Origin of the sequence: Mesorhizobium sp. M1143 (assembly GCF_040318435.1) — a bacterium.
In the GTDB taxonomy this organism is placed as follows: Bacteria; Pseudomonadota; Alphaproteobacteria; order Rhizobiales; family Rhizobiaceae; genus Mesorhizobium.
This window is the reverse complement of sequence record NZ_JAMYMJ010000001.1, coordinates 228,998-244,670: the sequence shown is the minus strand read 5'-3', so window position 1 is coordinate 244,670 and position 15,673 is coordinate 228,998. Positions and strand designations below refer to the sequence as shown.

Below are 15,673 nucleotides of genomic sequence, written 5' to 3'. Positions count from 1 at the left end.
GGCTCAACCAACGGAGATTCGGCGATGATCAAGGCCTTCGTCGTCGACAATGATCGCCTGCGCCTCGCCGACGATCTCGTGGCCAATGGCGATCACGTCGTCTGGGCCGACCTTCTCAACCCGACCAAGGAAGAAGAAACGACGATCGAGACCTGGCTCGGCGTTGCCATCCCGACGCGCGAGGAGATGGAGGAGATCGAGATTTCGAGCCGCCTCTACATCGAGGACGGCGCCTATTTCATGACCGCCACCCTGCCGGCGCAGACCGAAATCGATGATCCCTTGATGTCGCCGGTTACCTTTGTGCTTGCCGGCCCGAGACTGGTCACCATCCGCTATCATGAGCCGAAGGCGTTCAAGACCTTTCCGCTGCGCGCCGAGAAGGTGGCGACCGGCTGCACCACCGGCAACACCATCCTGATCGGCCTGCTGGAGGCGATCGTCGACCGGCTGGCCGACATTCTCGAACGCGCCGGCCGCGACATCGAGACGATCTCGCGCGATATCTTCGAAGCGCGCTCGACCAAGGTGAACAAGCGCAACCGCGATTTCCAGGAACTGCTCAAGGCCATCGGCCGCAAGGAGGACATCGCCTCCTCGATCCGCGACAGCCTGATCTCGTTGCAGCGCCTCACTGGCTTCCTCGCCCATGTCGCGACCCAGATCAAGATGAGCAAGGACATCCGCGCCCGCATCAAGACCGTGTCGCGCGACGTGCTGTCGCTCGCCGACCACGCCACCTTCCTGTCGCAGAAGATCTCGTTCCTTCTCGACGCCACGCTGGGCATGATCTCGATCGAGCAGAACGCCATCATCAAGATCTTCTCGGTCGCCGCCGTCATCTTCCTGCCGCCGACGCTGGTGGCCTCGATCTACGGCATGAATTTCGACATCATCCCGGAGCTGAAATGGGAGCTCGGCTATCCCTTCGCCATCGGCCTGATGATCCTGTCGGCGATCCTGCCGTTCTGGTATTTCCGCCGCCGCGGCTGGTTGTAGGCCCAATAGAATTCGCTTGACCAAACGCCGCCCGGACGGCATCCGGATGCCCGGTGATCGACAACCGGATTGGGATCATGACCGCAAAAAGCTGGGCCTACGAGGATTTCACCGAGGGCGCATCGATCGACCTCGGCGCCAAGCAGGTGAGTGCGGCCGAAATCATCGAATTCGCCACCGAATTCGACCCGCAGCCGATGCATCTCGACGAAGCCGCCGGCAAGGCCAGCATCCTTGGCGGCTTGGCCGCCTCCGGCTGGCACACCTGCGCGATCTTCATGCGCATGCTGTGCGACGCCTTCCTGCTCGACTCGACCGCGCAAGGCGCGCCCGGCATCGACCAGGTCAAATGGAAGAAGCCGGTGCTGGCCGGCGACACGCTGGCCGGCAGCACCAGCGTGCTCGCCAGACGCCTGTCGAAATCCAGGCCTCAGCTCGGCCTCGTCACCTTGCGCAGCGAACTGTTCAACCAGCGCGGTGAAAGCGTCTTCGAACTTGAGAACACTGTCATGTTCTTGACCCGCGAGGCCGGCGCATGAGCCTCGACGCGTTCTTCCGCATCGGCGATACCATCAACCTCGGTTCGCACACATTCGAAGCCCAGGCGATCAAGGCGTTCGCCTGCAAATACGATCCACAGGTCTTTCATGTCGACGAGGAGGCGGCGAAGAAAAGCGTGTTCGGCCGCCTCTGCGCCTCAGGCTGGCACACCGCGGCCACGTGGATGAAGCTCAATCTCAAAAATCCTATGGACGCTTCTCAATGGACCGGACCCGGCCCGGTACCAGAATTCGGCCCCTCCCCCGGCTTCAGGAACCTGAAATGGCCAAAGCCGGTCTATGCCGGAGAAACCGTCACCTTCATGCGCACGGCCCTGTCCCACCGCCCGCTTGCCACCCGCCCCGGCTGGCGCCTGCTGGCGCTGCGCTCGGAAGGTTCCGATTCGGCAGGCGACAAGGTGCTGGAGTTCGACAGCGCGGTGCTGGTGAAGGCTGGGTAGGGCTAGGGTTTAGGCAGTAGGGATTAGGCAGCAGTGGGTGCTGCGCCTTGCACGGAATGCGGAGCTTCCCTCCCTACTCCCTACTCCCTACTCCCTACTCCCTTCTCCCTACTCTCTAATGCCCCTCAAACCCGATCAACGTCCGCACCGGCACGCCCAGCGCTTCGAGCTTCGCCCGTCCGCCGAGATCCGGCAGGTCGATGACGAAGCACGCGGCAAGAATATCGGCGCCGATCTGCCTCAGCAGCTTGACCGCCGCCTCCGCCGTGCCGCCGGTCGCGATCAGGTCGTCAACCAGGATCACCTTCTCGCCCGGCGCAACGCCGTCCTTGTGCATCTCCATCTCGTCCAGCCCGTATTCCAGGCTGTAGGCGACGCGTACCGTCTCGTAAGGCAGCTTGCCCTTCTTGCGGATCGGCACGAAGCCGGCCGAAAGCTGGTGCGCGACCGCACCGCCGAGGATGAAGCCGCGTGCCTCGATGCCGGCGATCTTGTCGATCTTCTGCCCGGCATAGGGATGCACCAGCTCGTCGATGGCGCGGCGAAAGGCGCGCGCATTGCCGAGCAAAGTGGTGATGTCGCGAAACAGGATGCCGGGCTTGGGGTAGTCCGGAATGGTGCGGATCGCGGCGAGCAGCGTGTCTTCGAGCGAGGATTTCATGGGTCGAGATTACCTGAAACGGAGGTTGTTGCGCGACAATTGTTCGATCGAACTGCAGCCCATCAGCTTCATGCCGCGCTCGATCTCGATCCGCATCTGCTCCAGCGCCCGCTCGACGCCCGGCTGTCCGGCCGCCGCCAGGGGGAACAGATAATAGCGGCCGACGCCAACAGCCTTGGCGCCGAGCGACAGCGCCTTCAGCACATGGGTGCCGCGCTGCACGCCGCCATCCATGATGATGTCTATTCTGTCGCCGACGGCATCTACGATCTCGGCCAGCTGGTCGAACGCCGCCCGCGAGCCGTCCAGCTGCCGGCCGCCGTGGTTGGACAGCACAATGCCGCTGCAGCCGATCTCGACGGCGCGCTTGGCATCCTCCACCGACATGACGCCCTTGAGGCAGAACGGACCTCCCCACAGTCTGACCATCTCGGCAACATCGTCCCAGGTCATCGACGGATCGAGCATCTCGGTGAAGTAGCGGCTGATCGACATCGTGCCGCCGCCCATGTCGACATGCTCGTCGAGCTGCGGCAGCTTGAATCCCTCATGGGTGAAATAGTTGATCGCCCAGCCCGGCTTCAGCGCGAACTGCAGCATGCCGGCAAGGTTGAGCTTGAAGGGGATGGCAAAGCCGGTGCGCTTGTCGCGCTCGCGGTTGCCTCCGGTGATGCTGTCGACGGTCAGCATCATCACTTCGACTCCAACCGCTTTCGCCCGCTGCATCATCGCCCGGTTGAGGCCGCGATCCCGGTGGAAATAGAACTGGTAGACCTGCGGGCTGCTGCTGATCTTGCGCGCTTCCTCAAGACTGACGGTGCCGAGCGAGGACACGCCAAACATCGTGCCGAATTTGGCCGAAGCCTTGGCCACCGCGCGCTCGCCTTGATGATGGAACAGCCGCTGCAAGGCGGTCGGCGAGCAATAGACGGGCATGGCCAGCTTCTGGCCCATCACCGTCACCGACATGTCGATCTCGCTTACCCCGCGCAGCACGTTGGGAACGAGGTCGCAGCGCTCGAAACTCTCGGTGTTGCGGCGATAGGTGACCTCGTCGTCGGCCGCGCCATCGATGTAGTTGAAGATTGGGCCCGGCAACCGCTGCTGGGCCATGCGCCGGAAATCGGAAAAGTTGTGACAGTCGCGTAGCCGCATCATCGATCCAAATGCCCCTCTAGCCGGCTATCCGCCGGGCGCGCGTGCAATACCAATCGCATGGCGCCGTGCCAACGGACTTCTTACTGGACGGCTGCTGCGCCAAGATGCGAACCATGTCCGGTTTGGCAAGCAAAAAGGGCGTCCGAAGACGCCCTTTCCATTTCCGAGGAATAAGATGCGGCTTAGTGCGCCACGCCTTCCCATACCTTGCGCTTGGTCAGATACATCAGCGCCCCGAACAGAAGCAGAAACACCAGCACGCGGAAGCCGGTCTTCTTGCGGTCTTCCATATGCGGCTCGGCCGCCCACATCAGGAACGCCGAGACGTCGCGCGAATACTGGTCGATCGTCTGCGGCGAACCGTCATCATAGGTGACCTGGCCGTCGGAGAGCGGCTTGGGCATCTTCAGCGACACGCCGGACATGAAGTATGGATTGTAGTGGGTGCCTTCGGGGATCACCATGCCGGCAGGTGGCGTCTCGTCGTAGCCGGTCAGCAGCGAATGGATGTAGTCCGGGCCGCCCTGCGCATATTGCGTGAAGATGTCGAAGACGAAGCGCGGGAAGCCGCGCTCGACGCCGCGCGCCTTGGCCAGCAGCGACATATCCGGTGGGGCAGCGCCGCCGTTGGAAGCGGCAGCCGCCTCCTCATTGGCGAACGGCGCCGGGAAATGGTCTGACGGCTTGCCCGGCCGGTCGAACATGTCGCCGGCATCGTTGGGTCCATCATGGATGGTGTACTCGGCCGACAGCGACTTGATCTGCGCTTCCGAATAGCCGAGGTCCTCCAGCGTGCGGAACGCCACCAAATTCATCGAGTGGCAGGCCGAGCAGACTTCCTTGTAGACCTTCAGGCCACGCTGCAGCTGCGCCTTGTCGTAGGTGCCGAACGGACCGGCAAAAGTCCAGTCCATCTCCTTCGGCTCGTGGATCGGGAAATGCGTCGGTGCCGCCGCGTTGTGCGCCTCTTCAGCGGCGATCGCCACACTGCCGACGGCTCCGATGCCAGCGGCAAACACGCCTAGCAGGGCGAGCGAGGTGAGAATCTTTTTCATGCCAAATCCCCTTAGATTCTCACTCAGCCTTTGGTTTCCGGCGCGGCGGTCGCACCGGCCGGATGTCCTCCTCCGGCACCCTTGTTCTTCTCCAGCACCGCCTCGGTGATCGAATTCGGCAGTCTGCGTGGCGTCTCGATCAGGCCAAGCACCGGCAGGATGACGAGGAAGAACGCGAAGTAGAACAGTGTCGCCGCTTGAGCGTAGCCAACGTAGTTGCCCGAGACCTCACCTATCAGGAGGGTCAACAGACCGCCGCCTTCCGCCGGCTGCGAGCCAAGCCAGCCAAGCAGGACAGCGTCGGCGACGAACAGCCAGAAGAACAGCTTGTACCAGGGGCGGTAGACCGCCGAGCGCACCTTGGAGGTGTCGAGCCAAGGCACCAGGAACAGCATGACGATGGCGCCGAACATGCACAGCACGCCGCCGAGCTTGGAGTTGATCGGCCCGATGTTGAAGGTGATCGCGCGCAGGATCGCGTAGAACGGCAGGAAGTACCATTCCGGCACGATGTGGGCCGGCGTCTTCAGCGGGTTGGCGATCGTGTAATTGTCCGGATGACCGAGAAAGTTCGGCAGGTAGAAGACGAAATAGGCGAAGAAGAACAGGAACACGATCATGCCGAATGCATCCTTGATGGTCGCATAGGGCGTAAAGGCAACGGTGTCGGTCTTCGATTTCACCTCGATGCCGGTCGGGTTCGACTGGCCGACCACGTGCAGCGCCCAGACGTGCAGCACGACGACGCCGGCGATCATGAACGGCAGCAGGTAATGCAGCGCAAAGAAGCGGTTGAGCGTCGGGTTGTCGACGGCGAAACCGCCGAGCAGCAGTTCCTGGATCCAGTTGCCGACCAGCGGAATGGCGCTGAAGAAGCCGGTGATGACGGTGGCACCCCAGAAGCTCATCTGACCCCAGGGCAGCACATAGCCCATGAAGCCGGTCGCCATCATCAGCAGATAGATGATGCAGCCGAGGATCCACAGCAGCTCGCGCGGCGCCTTGTAGGAGCCGTAATAAAGCCCGCGGAAGATGTGGATGTAGACGGCGACGAAGAAGAACGAGGCGCCGTTGGAATGCATGTAGCGCAACAGCCAGCCCGAATTGACGTCGCGCATGATCTTCTCGACCGAATTGAAGGCGAGATTGGTGTCGGCGGTATAGTGCATGGCCAGCACGATACCGGTCAGGATCTGCGCCACCAGCATGATCGTGAGGATGCCGCCGAAGGTCCACGCATAGTTAAGGTTGCGCGGCACCGGATAGGCGATGAAGCTGTCATAGACCATGCGCGGCAGCGGCATGCGGGCGTCGAACCAGCGTTCGATACCGGTCTTGGGCGTATAGGTCGAGTGTCCCTCGCTCATCGAATTATCCCCTGCCTCAACCGATAAGGATTTTGGTATCGGAAATGAACTTGAATACCGGCACGGCCATATTTTCCGGCGCCGGGCCTTTGCGGATGCGGCCGGCGGTATCGTACACCGAACCGTGGCACGGGCAGAACCAGCCGCCGAAATCGCCTTCCTGGCCAAGCGGAATGCACCCCAGATGCGTGCAAACCTGCACCATCACCATCCAGGCTTCCTTGCCGGGCGTGGTGCGGTTGGCGTCGGTCGCCGGCGCATCGGCGGGCAGATTGGCGTTGCGGGCAATAGGATCCTTGAGGTCGGCAAGGTTCACGGCCTCGCCGTCCTTCATCTCCTGCTCGGTGCGGTTGCGCACCACGACCGGCTTGCCGCGCCATTTGACAATCAGCGACATGCCAGGCGTCAGCGAGGCGACATCAACCTCAACCGAGGCGAGCGCCAGCGTCGAGGCATCGGGGCGCATCTGGTCGATGAACGGCCAGGCAACGGCGCCTGCGCCAACGACTGCGGCCATGCCGGTGGCGACGTAGAGAAAATCACGACGGTTGGGATCCTGGGTGTCGGTTGCGCTCACGGGTGCCTGATCCTTTCGCCTCTTCCGAGCCGGCGGCCGAGCTTTGTCCCCGCTCCATCGCGCCGGCCCGACAGCGCATGGCGAACAAGCTAGCGAATTCCTCCGGCATTTGGATTTCGGTTTATGCGTGAAGCCCGTTTTTGTCCAGCGGGCTGAAGCCACAAGGGCAGATTGTCGCGGGGACAGAACAGCGCGTCAGTTGGCCAGATGCCCAAAGGTCGGCAAAGGCGGCTAAACAACAGGGAAATATCAGCAAATCCGAGGCTCCCCGCCTGTCTCGACAGGATAGGTTGCCGTGATCTAGTTTCGCCGGCATGGCACATATTATCGACCGCGAGACCTGGACCAGGACGCCCGGCCGCTGGCAGGGCGAACTGCAATGCGGCGCCTACGACTCCAACTCCTGCCTGATTTTCAACTATCAGGAAGAGATTGGCGGCGGCCCGCGCCTGCACACGCATCCCTATTGTGAAATCTTCATCATCCGGCAAGGCACCGGCCTGTTCACGATCGGCGACCAGCAGATAGAGGCCACGGCCGGCCAGATCCTGATCGTGCCGCCCGATACGCCGCACAAATTCACCAATCTTGGCCCAGGCCCGCTCGAAACGACCGACATCCACGAAAACGGCAGCTTCATCACCGAATGGCTGGAATGATTGTTGCCGGCTGGTGACCTCTAGCTTGCACCGAGCCTGACCAGCACGGCCCTTGGGATATCGTATTCGCGGATGGCCGACTCATGCCGGCGCAGGCCGCAGAGTTCACGCTGGATGAAATAGGCGTGCACCGCCGCGGCAGCCTCCTTGAGCAGCCGCGGTCGCTGCTCCTCGTCGCCGTTGTTCTGACGGAGCTTGGCCAGCGTTTCCTCGACCCGTTGGCCGGCACGGCCGAGCGCTGCGGCCTTTTCAGCCAATATCTCATGGCCGAGGGCGTCGAACGCGGCTTCGGCAGCCGAGGCGCCTAGGGATGGCGGACGCAGTGACATCTCAGCCTCCTTTTATGTCTTGAGAGAGCATCATGCGGTGCGTGACGAATTCTTCGCTCACCACCGGCTGGAAACCAAGCCGTTCATAGAACCCAAAGGCTTCTTGTGGCGCGCGGGTGTTCAGCACGGCAAAATGCTGACGTGCCCTGTCAATGACGGTCTCGACCAGCATGCGGCCAATGCCGCTGCGGCGATGACGCGCGCTGACGAACAGGTGCCTGACCCGGCCGTGGTCCCTGCCTTCGAAATAAGGATCGATGTTCAACCCGCACACACCAGCGAGTTCTCGGCCATGCCATGCACCAAACAGCGCCTCGCCTCGTTTCAGGAACTTGTTGCGGCCGCCCGCCCAGCCATCCGCCAGCCGCACCAGCATCCAGTAGCCTTCCAGCCGGCTCTCCTCCTTCAGCGCATCGAAGGCCGGCGCGGTTGGCCGCAGCCGCTTGAGGACGTAGCCGATATCAGGCGACGCTGCCATGCCCTACTCCGCCGGCCGTGTCTCTTCCAGCACGCTTTCCTCGTGGTAGAGGAAGCCGCCGGACTGCCGCTTCCACAGCCGCGCATAGAGCCCGTCGAGCGCCACCAGCTCGTCATGCGTGCCCTGTTCGACGATGCGGCCTCCGTCCAGCACCACAAGACGGTCGAGCGCGGCGATGGTCGACAGCCGGTGCGCTATGGCGATGACCGTCTTGTTCTCCATCAGCCTGGCCAGATTCTCCTGGATCGCCGCCTCGATGTCGGAATCGAGCGCCGAGGTCGCCTCGTCGAGGATCAGGATCGGCGCATCCTTGAGGAAGACGCGGGCGATCGCGACGCGCTGGCGCTGGCCGCCCGACAGTTTCACGCCGCGCTCGCCGACAAAAGCCTCGTAGCCGGTACGGTCCCGGTTGTCGCGCAGGCCCAATATGAACTCGTGCGCCTCGGCCTTCTTCGCCGCCGCGATCACCTCGGCGTCAGTTGCATCCGGCATGCCGAGCTTGATGTTGTCGCGTAGCGAGCGGTGGAACAGCGCCGTGTCCTGGCTGACCACGCCGATATTGGCGCGCAGCGAGTTCTGCGTCACCTCGGCGACGTCTTGCCCGTCGACCAGGATTTTCCCGCTCTCGAGGTCGTAGAGGCGCAAGATGAGGTTGGCGAGCGTCGTCTTGCCCGCACCGGACGGCCCGACCAGCCCGACCTTCTCGCCAGGCTTGACCACAAGGTCGATGCCATTCAGCACGCCAAAACCCTTGCCGTAGTGGAACTCGACATTCTTCACCTCGATGCGGCCGCCGGCGACGACAAGCTCTTTCGCATCCGGCGCATCGACAAGGCCAAGCGGCTGCGAGATCAGCGCCTTGGAGTTTTCCAGGACGCCGAGATTTCGCAATATGCCGTTGAGCTGCATCATCACGCGCCCGAGCAGCATGTTGAGCCGCAAGACCAGCGACAGCGTGAACGCGACGGCGCCGACGGTGATCGACCCTTCGACCCAGAGATAGACGGCAAAGCAGCCAATCGCGGTGATCATGATGCCCGACAGCGTCGTCAGCGCCATGCGCACGCCGGTCAGCCGGCGGGTGAAGGGCCGTAGTGCATCGAGATAGATGTCGAAGCCGTTCTTGATGTAGCGGTCGTCGCCGTCGGCCGAGAACAGCTTCAGCGTCTGCACGTTGGAATAGGAATCGATGATGCGCCCATTGATCATCGAGCCAGCTTCAGCCGTGGCCTCGGCATGCCTGCGGATCGAGGGCAGATAGAGCTTGGCCAGCCAGGCGAACGCGAGGATCCAGATCACCACCAGCACGGCCAGGCGCAGATCCAGCCCTGCGACCAGCGCCAAGGTCGTCACCGTATAGATGAGCATGAACCAGATGACCTCGATGAAGCTCTCCATCAGGTCGCCGGTCGCCTGCCCCGCCTGCCAGACTTTTGTCGCGATACGGCCGGCGAAATCGTTCTGGAAGAAAGTGTAGGACTGGCGCGATACGTGCCGGTGCGCCTGCCAGCGCACCAGATTGTAGAAGCCCGGCGTGATCGTCTGTTCGTTGACCAGCGCCGACAGGCCGACGACGACTGTGCGGATGACCGCCACCACGACGATCATGAACACCAGTTCAGGACCGGCGGCGGTCCACAGCGCATTCCAGCTGCGCTCGCCAGGAAGCTGGTCGAGAATATCGACCAGCCGCCCGACGAAGTAGAACAGCCCGGCCTCGATCAGCGGCGCGATGCCGCCGATGACCAGCATGGCGAAGAAGGCGAACTTCGCCTGGCCGACATAGTGCCAGAGGAAGCCGCCGACGCTTGGCGGTGGCCGAAGGTCCGCCGGCTCCCTGAACGGATAGACCCAGTCCTCGAACCAGCGATAGACGGCTGTCATCATGCTGACGTCATCACTCTGCGGCTTCACCCTTCACGCCGATGTCGTTGGCAACAGCGTCATTGGCGGCATCGACCGGACCGTCATCGAGCAGGAACCCGCCCGACTGGCGCTGCCAGAGCTGCGCGTAGAGCCCGCCGCTGGCGACGAGTTCCTCGTGCGACCCCTCCTCGATGACACGGCCCTTGTCGAGGACGACGAGCCTGTCCATCGCCGCAATGGTCGACAGCCGGTGCGCAATGGCGATGACGGTCTTGCCTTGCATGAGCTTGTAGAGATTCTCCTGGATGGCGGCCTCGGCTTCGGAATCCAGCGCCGACGTCGCTTCGTCAAGGATAAGTATCGGTGCGTCCTTCAACATAACGCGAGCAATGGCGATGCGTTGCCGCTGGCCGCCGGACAATTTGACGCCGCGGTCGCCGACATGAGCGTCGAGCCCTTTACGTCCGGTGTGATCCGAAAGCCTGCCGATAAACTCCAGCGCCTCGGCCCGCCCGGCTGCCTCGACAAGCATTTCCTCCGTCGCATCGGGCCGCCCGTAAAGAATGTTGTCGCGCACGGAACGATGCAGCAGCGAAGTGTCCTGCGTCACCATGCCGATCTGCGCGCGCAGCGAATCCTGCGTCACCGAAGCGATCTCCTGGCCGTCGATCAGGATCCGGCCGTTCTCGAGGTCGTAGAACCGCAACAGGAGATTGACCAGCGTCGACTTGCCCGCGCCCGAGCGCCCGACAATGCCGACTTTCTCGCCGGGCTTCACCGTCAGCGACAGGTTCTCGATGACGCCCTTCTGCTTGCCATAGTGGAAACGAATGTCGTCGAAGCGGATCTCGCCCTTGGTGACGGCAATGTCCTTCGCCCCCGGCCGGTCTTCGACCAGGCGCGGCAGCGAGATCGAGGCGATGCCGTCTTGCACCGTGCCGATGTTTTCGAACAGGCTCGACATTTCCCACATGATCCACTGCGACATGCCCCACATACGGAGCACGAGGCCGATGACCACGGCGACGGCGCCGATCGTCACCGCCTGGCCGAGCCACAGCCACAGCGCCGTCGCCGTCACCGAAAACAGGAGCAGCGCGTTGAGGATATAGAGCAGGCCGTAAAGCACCGTCACCAGCCGCATCGACCGGTAGACCGTGTCGAGGAAGCCTGCCATGCCTTCTTTGGCGAACGTTGCTTCGCGCCGTGCATGGGAAAACAACTTGACCGTCTGGATGTTGGTGTAGCTGTCAACGACGCGGCCGGTCATTGTCGAGCGCGCATTGGCCTGCGCCTCCCCGACCTTGCCCAGCTTCGGGATGATATAGCGCAACAACCCGATATAGCCGAGCAGCCAGACGCCGAGAGGTGCCGCCAGCCGCAAGTCGGCCGAGCCGACGATGAACAGCATGCCGAGGAAATAGACGATTACGTAATTGAGCACCTCGATCACCTTGATGACGCATTCGCGCACGGCGAGTGCCGTCTGCATCAGCTTGGTGGCGATGCGGCCGGCGAATTCGTCCTGGTAGAAGCTCATCGACTGCTTCAAGAGATAACGATGCACCTGCCATCGGATGCGCATGGGGTAGTTACCCATCAGCGTCTGCTGGTTGAGCAAAGAATGCAGCCATACTGTACCTGGCAGCGCGAACAGCACGACGAAGGCCATGCCGGCGAGCTTCCAGCTCTCGGTCTGCAGGAAGGTTTCGCGGTTCTGCCCGGACAGCCAGTCGACGATGTGGCCCATGAAGCCGAACATCCACACTTCCGCGATGGCAATCGCCGTCACCAGCACCGCGTCGAGGATGATGTATGGCCAGGCGCCGCGCGTATAATGCACGCAGAAGGCAACCAGCGTCTTCGGCGGCTCGACCGGTTCCGCTGCGGGGAACGGATCGAGCCTTCTTTCAAACCAGCTAAACATAGTGATGCTCACAAAACTTTTGTCCGCTCATGCGGCGCGGGAAAAATCCCCGGGGCGCTCCGCGTCCCCAGACCGTACGTCGGCGGGGACCGACGGCCCGGAATCACCCGGGCCATCGGTCCTGCTTCGCGCAATATAGGGACTTGCGGGCTTTTCACCGACAGAAGCCTTCGACTGAGCTGACGGCACGCCGCCGCCAGTCCGGTTTTTCGCGCCCGGCCGGATCAGCCGGATGATCCGGCGCACCAGCGACGGCCGGCTGTGGTCGGGAACCGCACGCGAGAAATCGACATCCGGCAACATGCCGCGATGCGGACGCCGGCGCGTCTGGGCGTGAACCGCCGACGAATACGTCTCGCCGACCGGCAACGCCCAGGTCGCCGTCTTGCGTTCGTGCAGGCTTCTTGAACCCGGTATCTTATAGGGATCGAACATCGGTCCGTCCTCCGTGTGAAAATAGACATAAAAAGGCGAAGCAATGTCGTGCGCCGGCCTTCGGCCGGAGGCACGGATTGCATCCGTCGGGACACGACGATAGGCCTCGGTCGCGACATGCTCAGCTGGGGCGCTTGGCCCCTTTAACGGTTTGAAAAACATCGCAGGATTCCTTCGAGAGCCGAAAATTGGGTTCGGCGGGAATCGGTGCGATCAGATCTAAGAAATCAGGTAAATCGTCGTACCGAAACCGCCGGCGGGCAGGTAAGCCCACGGGAGGGGCGCTGGATGTGCATGGTCATCATGAAATACCCCTCCATCGGTTCGGGTTGACAATGCGTGCGGTATAATCGACTTCGCAGAAAATGGCCACCCGCAGGTCCAGCAATTTCCAAAACCAGCCACCCGCTGTGGCCGATCTGCCACTTATTAGAAAGACGCGGAAATGAACCACCGTCTGCGCATCGCCCTCTACCAGCCTGACATCGCCGGCAACACCGGAACAATCCTGCGCTTCGCCGCCTGCCTCGGCCTTGGCGTCGACATCATCGAACCAGCCGGCTTTCCGCTCTCCGACAAAGCGCTTAAGCGCGCCGGGATGGACTACCTCGAAATGGCTGCCCTGACCCGGCATGTCGACTGGAACGCCTTCGAGGATTGGCGCAAGGGCGAAGCCTGCCGGCTGGTGCTGCTCACCACCAAAGCCGCGGCCCCCTATACAGGCTTCAGCTTCGCCCAACGCGACATCCTGCTGTTCGGCCGCGAATCCGCCGGCGTGCCGGATCCTGTCCATCAGGCGGCGGATGCGCGGCTGACCATCCCGATGCAGCCGGGCACGCGCAGCATCAACGTCGCGCTGTCGGTCGCCATGGTCGCCGGTGAAGCCATCCGGCAGCTCGGCTAGACCCTTCAGCGCGTTGTCGTCATCGCCAACGGCCGTTGCGTCTTGCATCATTCTCACCCAGGCACATCGCCTTCTCCTCAATTGCCCTATCGACGTTTCCTGGCTACAAGCTCAACTTAAGTTGAGGTCAAGCGGAAAATCGAGATGGCTCCGGTAAAGGAATTGACGGTCGGCCAGGTGGCGATGCGCAGCGGCGTGGCGGTGTCGGCGCTGCATTTCTACGAGGCGCGCGGGCTGATCCGCAGCCACCGCACGTCGGGCAACCAGCGGCGCTATGGCCGCGACGTGCTGCGGCGGGTGGCGATCATCCGGATCGCCCAGGAGGTCGGCATCTCGCTGGCCGAGATCGGCGCCGCACTTGAATCGCTGCCAGAAGGCCGCACCCCGACGCGCGAGGACTGGAACCTGTTGTCGACCGGCTGGCGCGACGACCTCGATCGCAAGATCACTCAGCTAAAGAAGCTGCGCGACGGCCTGACCGACTGCATCGGCTGCGGCTGCATGTCGATCGACAAATGCCCGCTGCGAAACAGGGAAGATCGCTTGAGTGCGCAAGGGCCGGGCGCAAGGCGACTGCTGGTGGGATCCTAATCCGCCGCCGGCAGCCGCCGTATCGTGAATTCTATGACATCGCCCGGCCGTTCGAACCAGCTTTCGATCTCGGTCCAGTAGGCCTGCTTGGGAAAGCGTTCGAACCATTCCTTGGCTTTGAGCCGCGCATCGGGGCGCGGCAAGACAAAGGTCTCCCGCAAAAACCCGTCACGCGGCATGCGCTCGCGCTCGGCGCGTGAACGATCGAGCCTTTTCTTCAGGCCATGCAGCGGCGGTCTTGCCGGCGTGCGCATGAAAGAACTCCTGGGCCGAACAGATGACACTTGACCCTTGCCCCTAAGAGATTAGGGATCGCGCCCGGAAAAGGCTAGTGGTCCGATTCCAACATTCGCCTCCCTAATCCCCAGCGCCGTTGCGAATGTTGGAATCACAAGGACCACTAGCAAGTTTATGTTTCTAGTAGAGTTTTCGAATTTGACATTTGCGTCGTGCCCTGCGCCACGCTGTCTGCAAATGTCAAATTCACTCCACTAGGTCCTTTGTCGGCTGCGACCGGAGACAGCATTTTGGAACGACCAGAAATACCGGCAGGCCTGCCAGCCGACATCGAACAGAAGAAGATGAAGGCCAGGCTCTGGTTCGAGACGCTGCGTGAGCGCGTTTGCACAACCTTCGAGCAGATCGAACAGGAACTGCAGGGACCACTGGCCGAATGGTCGCCCGGCCGCTTCGAAAAGACGCCGTGGGAACGCGACAATGGAAAGGGCGGCGGCGGCACCATGTCTATGATGCGGGGCCGCGTCTTCGAGAAGGTCGGCGTCCATACTTCGACCGTCTATGGCGAATTCTCGCCCGAATTCAGGAAGCAGATGCCCGGCGCCGAGGAAGACCCGAGCTTCTGGGCATCAGGCATTTCGCTGATTGCGCATCCCTGGAACCCCAACGTGCCGGCCGTGCACATGAACACCCGCATGGTCGTGACGTCGCGCCACTGGTTTGGCGGCGGCGCTGACCTGACACCGGTGCTTGATCGCCATCGCACCGAAGACGACCCCGATACCATCGCCTTCCACCGCGCCATGCAGTTCGCCTGCGAGAAGAATGCCGGTGTCGCCGACCACCCGAAGTTCAAGGCCTGGTGCGACGAGTATTTCTATCTGCCGCACCGCCACGAGCCGCGCGGCGTCGGCGGCATCTTTTTCGACTGGCTGCATTCGGGGGAGGAGAAAGGCGGCTGGAATGCCGATTTGAACTTCGTCCAGGATGTCGGGCGTTCTTTCCTTGTCGTCTACGGCCACCTGGTTCGCGCCCATTTCAACGAGAACTGGACCGACGACGACCGCGACGAGCAGCTCATTCGCCGCGGCCGTTACGTAGAATTCAACTTGCTTCACGATCGCGGCACCATTTTCGGCCTGAAGACCGGGGGCAATGTCGCCTCGATCCTGTCCAGCCTGCCGCCGGAGGTCAGGTGGCCGTAAACTATCGGTGAGCGCAACGTGAGCCGCATTGACGTCCCATTCGCCGAATCTGGGCGGCCAATGTGGCATCGCCATTATCTTTTTCGTCTAATAGGCAATTGAAATAAAATGACTATTTGTCGTTTCGGGCCGGGAAGCGCCGGCGGTTCAGTCCCGAACCGCGACACGACGCTACCGGACGGCCCTGAACAAGGCGGAGCATTTTCCAAACGGATGCCCGCATTT

18 protein-coding genes are annotated in these 15,673 nt (G+C 62.3%); 7 read left to right on the top strand and 11 right to left on the bottom strand.

Features of this window, described 5'->3' with window-relative positions:
- The first annotated feature begins 24 nt into the window (after positions 1–24).
- The 3 genes from corA (at position 25) to NKH35_RS01210 (ending at position 1,999) form a co-directional block, all read left to right on the top strand.
- Positions 25–999 (top strand): magnesium/cobalt transporter CorA, encoded by a 975-nt coding sequence (gene corA, locus NKH35_RS01220; protein WP_023806004.1) that lies wholly within the window; start codon positions 25–27, stop codon positions 997–999.
- A gap of 77 nt (positions 1,000–1,076) precedes the next feature.
- Entirely contained in the window at positions 1,077–1,538 is a 462-nt protein-coding gene (locus tag NKH35_RS01215; protein WP_023670033.1) for a MaoC family dehydratase, read from the top strand.
- Positions 1,535–1,999 (top strand): MaoC family dehydratase, encoded by a 465-nt coding sequence (locus NKH35_RS01210; RefSeq protein ID WP_352913132.1) that lies wholly within the window; start codon positions 1,535–1,537, stop codon positions 1,997–1,999. Before NKH35_RS01215 ends, NKH35_RS01210 begins: the two co-directional genes overlap by 4 nt.
- Before the next feature lie 115 nt (positions 2,000–2,114).
- Here the strand turns inward: NKH35_RS01210 and NKH35_RS01205 are convergent, their stop codons facing one another.
- The 5 genes from NKH35_RS01205 to petA form a co-directional block, all read right to left on the bottom strand.
- Positions 2,115–2,660, bottom strand: a complete 546-nt coding sequence (locus NKH35_RS01205; RefSeq protein ID WP_013529989.1) for an adenine phosphoribosyltransferase — start codon at positions 2,658–2,660, stop codon at positions 2,115–2,117.
- Between the two features lie 9 nt (positions 2,661–2,669).
- On the bottom strand, positions 2,670–3,815 hold the full coding sequence (locus NKH35_RS01200) for an alpha-hydroxy acid oxidase (protein WP_023686136.1): 1,146 nt from the start codon (positions 3,813–3,815) through the stop codon (positions 2,670–2,672).
- A 185-nt stretch (positions 3,816–4,000) separates the two neighbouring features.
- Entirely contained in the window at positions 4,001–4,873 is an 873-nt protein-coding gene (locus NKH35_RS01195; RefSeq protein ID WP_023670029.1) for a cytochrome c1, read from the bottom strand.
- A gap of 23 nt (positions 4,874–4,896) precedes the next feature.
- Positions 4,897–6,240, bottom strand: a complete 1,344-nt coding sequence (locus NKH35_RS01190) for a cytochrome b (RefSeq protein ID WP_023670028.1) — start codon at positions 6,238–6,240, stop codon at positions 4,897–4,899.
- A gap of 16 nt (positions 6,241–6,256) precedes the next feature.
- Positions 6,257–6,817 (bottom strand): ubiquinol-cytochrome c reductase iron-sulfur subunit, encoded by a 561-nt coding sequence (gene petA / locus NKH35_RS01185; RefSeq protein WP_023670027.1) that lies wholly within the window; start codon positions 6,815–6,817, stop codon positions 6,257–6,259.
- A gap of 314 nt (positions 6,818–7,131) precedes the next feature.
- On the opposite strand from petA, the gene NKH35_RS01180 reads away from it, so the two are divergent.
- Complete coding sequence (locus NKH35_RS01180) at positions 7,132–7,476, top strand: cupin domain-containing protein (RefSeq protein WP_023683696.1); 345 nt, start codon at positions 7,132–7,134, stop codon at positions 7,474–7,476.
- A gap of 20 nt (positions 7,477–7,496) precedes the next feature.
- Here the strand turns inward: NKH35_RS01180 and NKH35_RS01175 are convergent, their stop codons facing one another.
- The 5 genes from NKH35_RS01175 to NKH35_RS01155 are packed head-to-tail and all read right to left on the bottom strand — an operon-like array spanning position 7,497 to position 12,511.
- Positions 7,497–7,805: a DUF6665 family protein gene (locus NKH35_RS01175; RefSeq protein ID WP_023670023.1), complete on the bottom strand. Its 309-nt coding sequence runs from the start codon at positions 7,803–7,805 to the stop codon at positions 7,497–7,499.
- Position 7,806: 1 nt separating this feature from the next.
- A complete protein-coding gene (locus tag NKH35_RS01170; RefSeq protein WP_023733361.1) occupies positions 7,807–8,283 on the bottom strand; it encodes a GNAT family N-acetyltransferase in 477 nt (158 codons plus the stop codon).
- Positions 8,284–8,286: 3 nt separating this feature from the next.
- Positions 8,287–10,170, bottom strand: coding sequence for an ABC transporter ATP-binding protein (locus tag NKH35_RS01165; RefSeq protein ID WP_352913130.1), 1,884 nt, complete (start codon positions 10,168–10,170; stop codon positions 8,287–8,289).
- A gap of 10 nt (positions 10,171–10,180) precedes the next feature.
- On the bottom strand, positions 10,181–12,076 hold the full coding sequence (locus NKH35_RS01160) for an ABC transporter ATP-binding protein (RefSeq protein WP_023724967.1): 1,896 nt from the start codon (positions 12,074–12,076) through the stop codon (positions 10,181–10,183).
- A gap of 27 nt (positions 12,077–12,103) precedes the next feature.
- On the bottom strand, positions 12,104–12,511 hold the full coding sequence (locus NKH35_RS01155; RefSeq protein WP_352913129.1) for a hypothetical protein: 408 nt from the start codon (positions 12,509–12,511) through the stop codon (positions 12,104–12,106).
- A gap of 445 nt (positions 12,512–12,956) precedes the next feature.
- Here NKH35_RS01155 and NKH35_RS01150 point away from each other — a divergent pair, with 445 nt between their 5' ends.
- The gene (locus NKH35_RS01150) at positions 12,957–13,415 is read left to right on the top strand and encodes a tRNA (cytidine(34)-2'-O)-methyltransferase (RefSeq protein ID WP_352757715.1); all 459 of its coding nucleotides are present in this window, start codon (positions 12,957–12,959) and stop codon (positions 13,413–13,415) included.
- A 144-nt stretch (positions 13,416–13,559) separates the two neighbouring features.
- Positions 13,560–14,006: a redox-sensitive transcriptional activator SoxR gene (gene soxR / locus NKH35_RS01145; protein WP_023683689.1), complete on the top strand. Its 447-nt coding sequence runs from the start codon at positions 13,560–13,562 to the stop codon at positions 14,004–14,006.
- Here the strand turns inward: soxR and NKH35_RS01140 are convergent.
- Positions 14,003–14,260: a hypothetical protein gene (locus NKH35_RS01140; RefSeq protein WP_023683688.1), complete on the bottom strand. Its 258-nt coding sequence runs from the start codon at positions 14,258–14,260 to the stop codon at positions 14,003–14,005. The two genes, soxR and NKH35_RS01140, sit on opposite strands and share 4 nt — an antisense overlap.
- A gap of 273 nt (positions 14,261–14,533) precedes the next feature.
- Here NKH35_RS01140 and hemF point away from each other — a divergent pair, with 273 nt between their 5' ends.
- Entirely contained in the window at positions 14,534–15,448 is a 915-nt protein-coding gene (gene hemF, locus NKH35_RS01135; protein ID WP_352887034.1) for an oxygen-dependent coproporphyrinogen oxidase, read from the top strand.
- Positions 15,449–15,673: the final 225 nt, after the last annotated feature.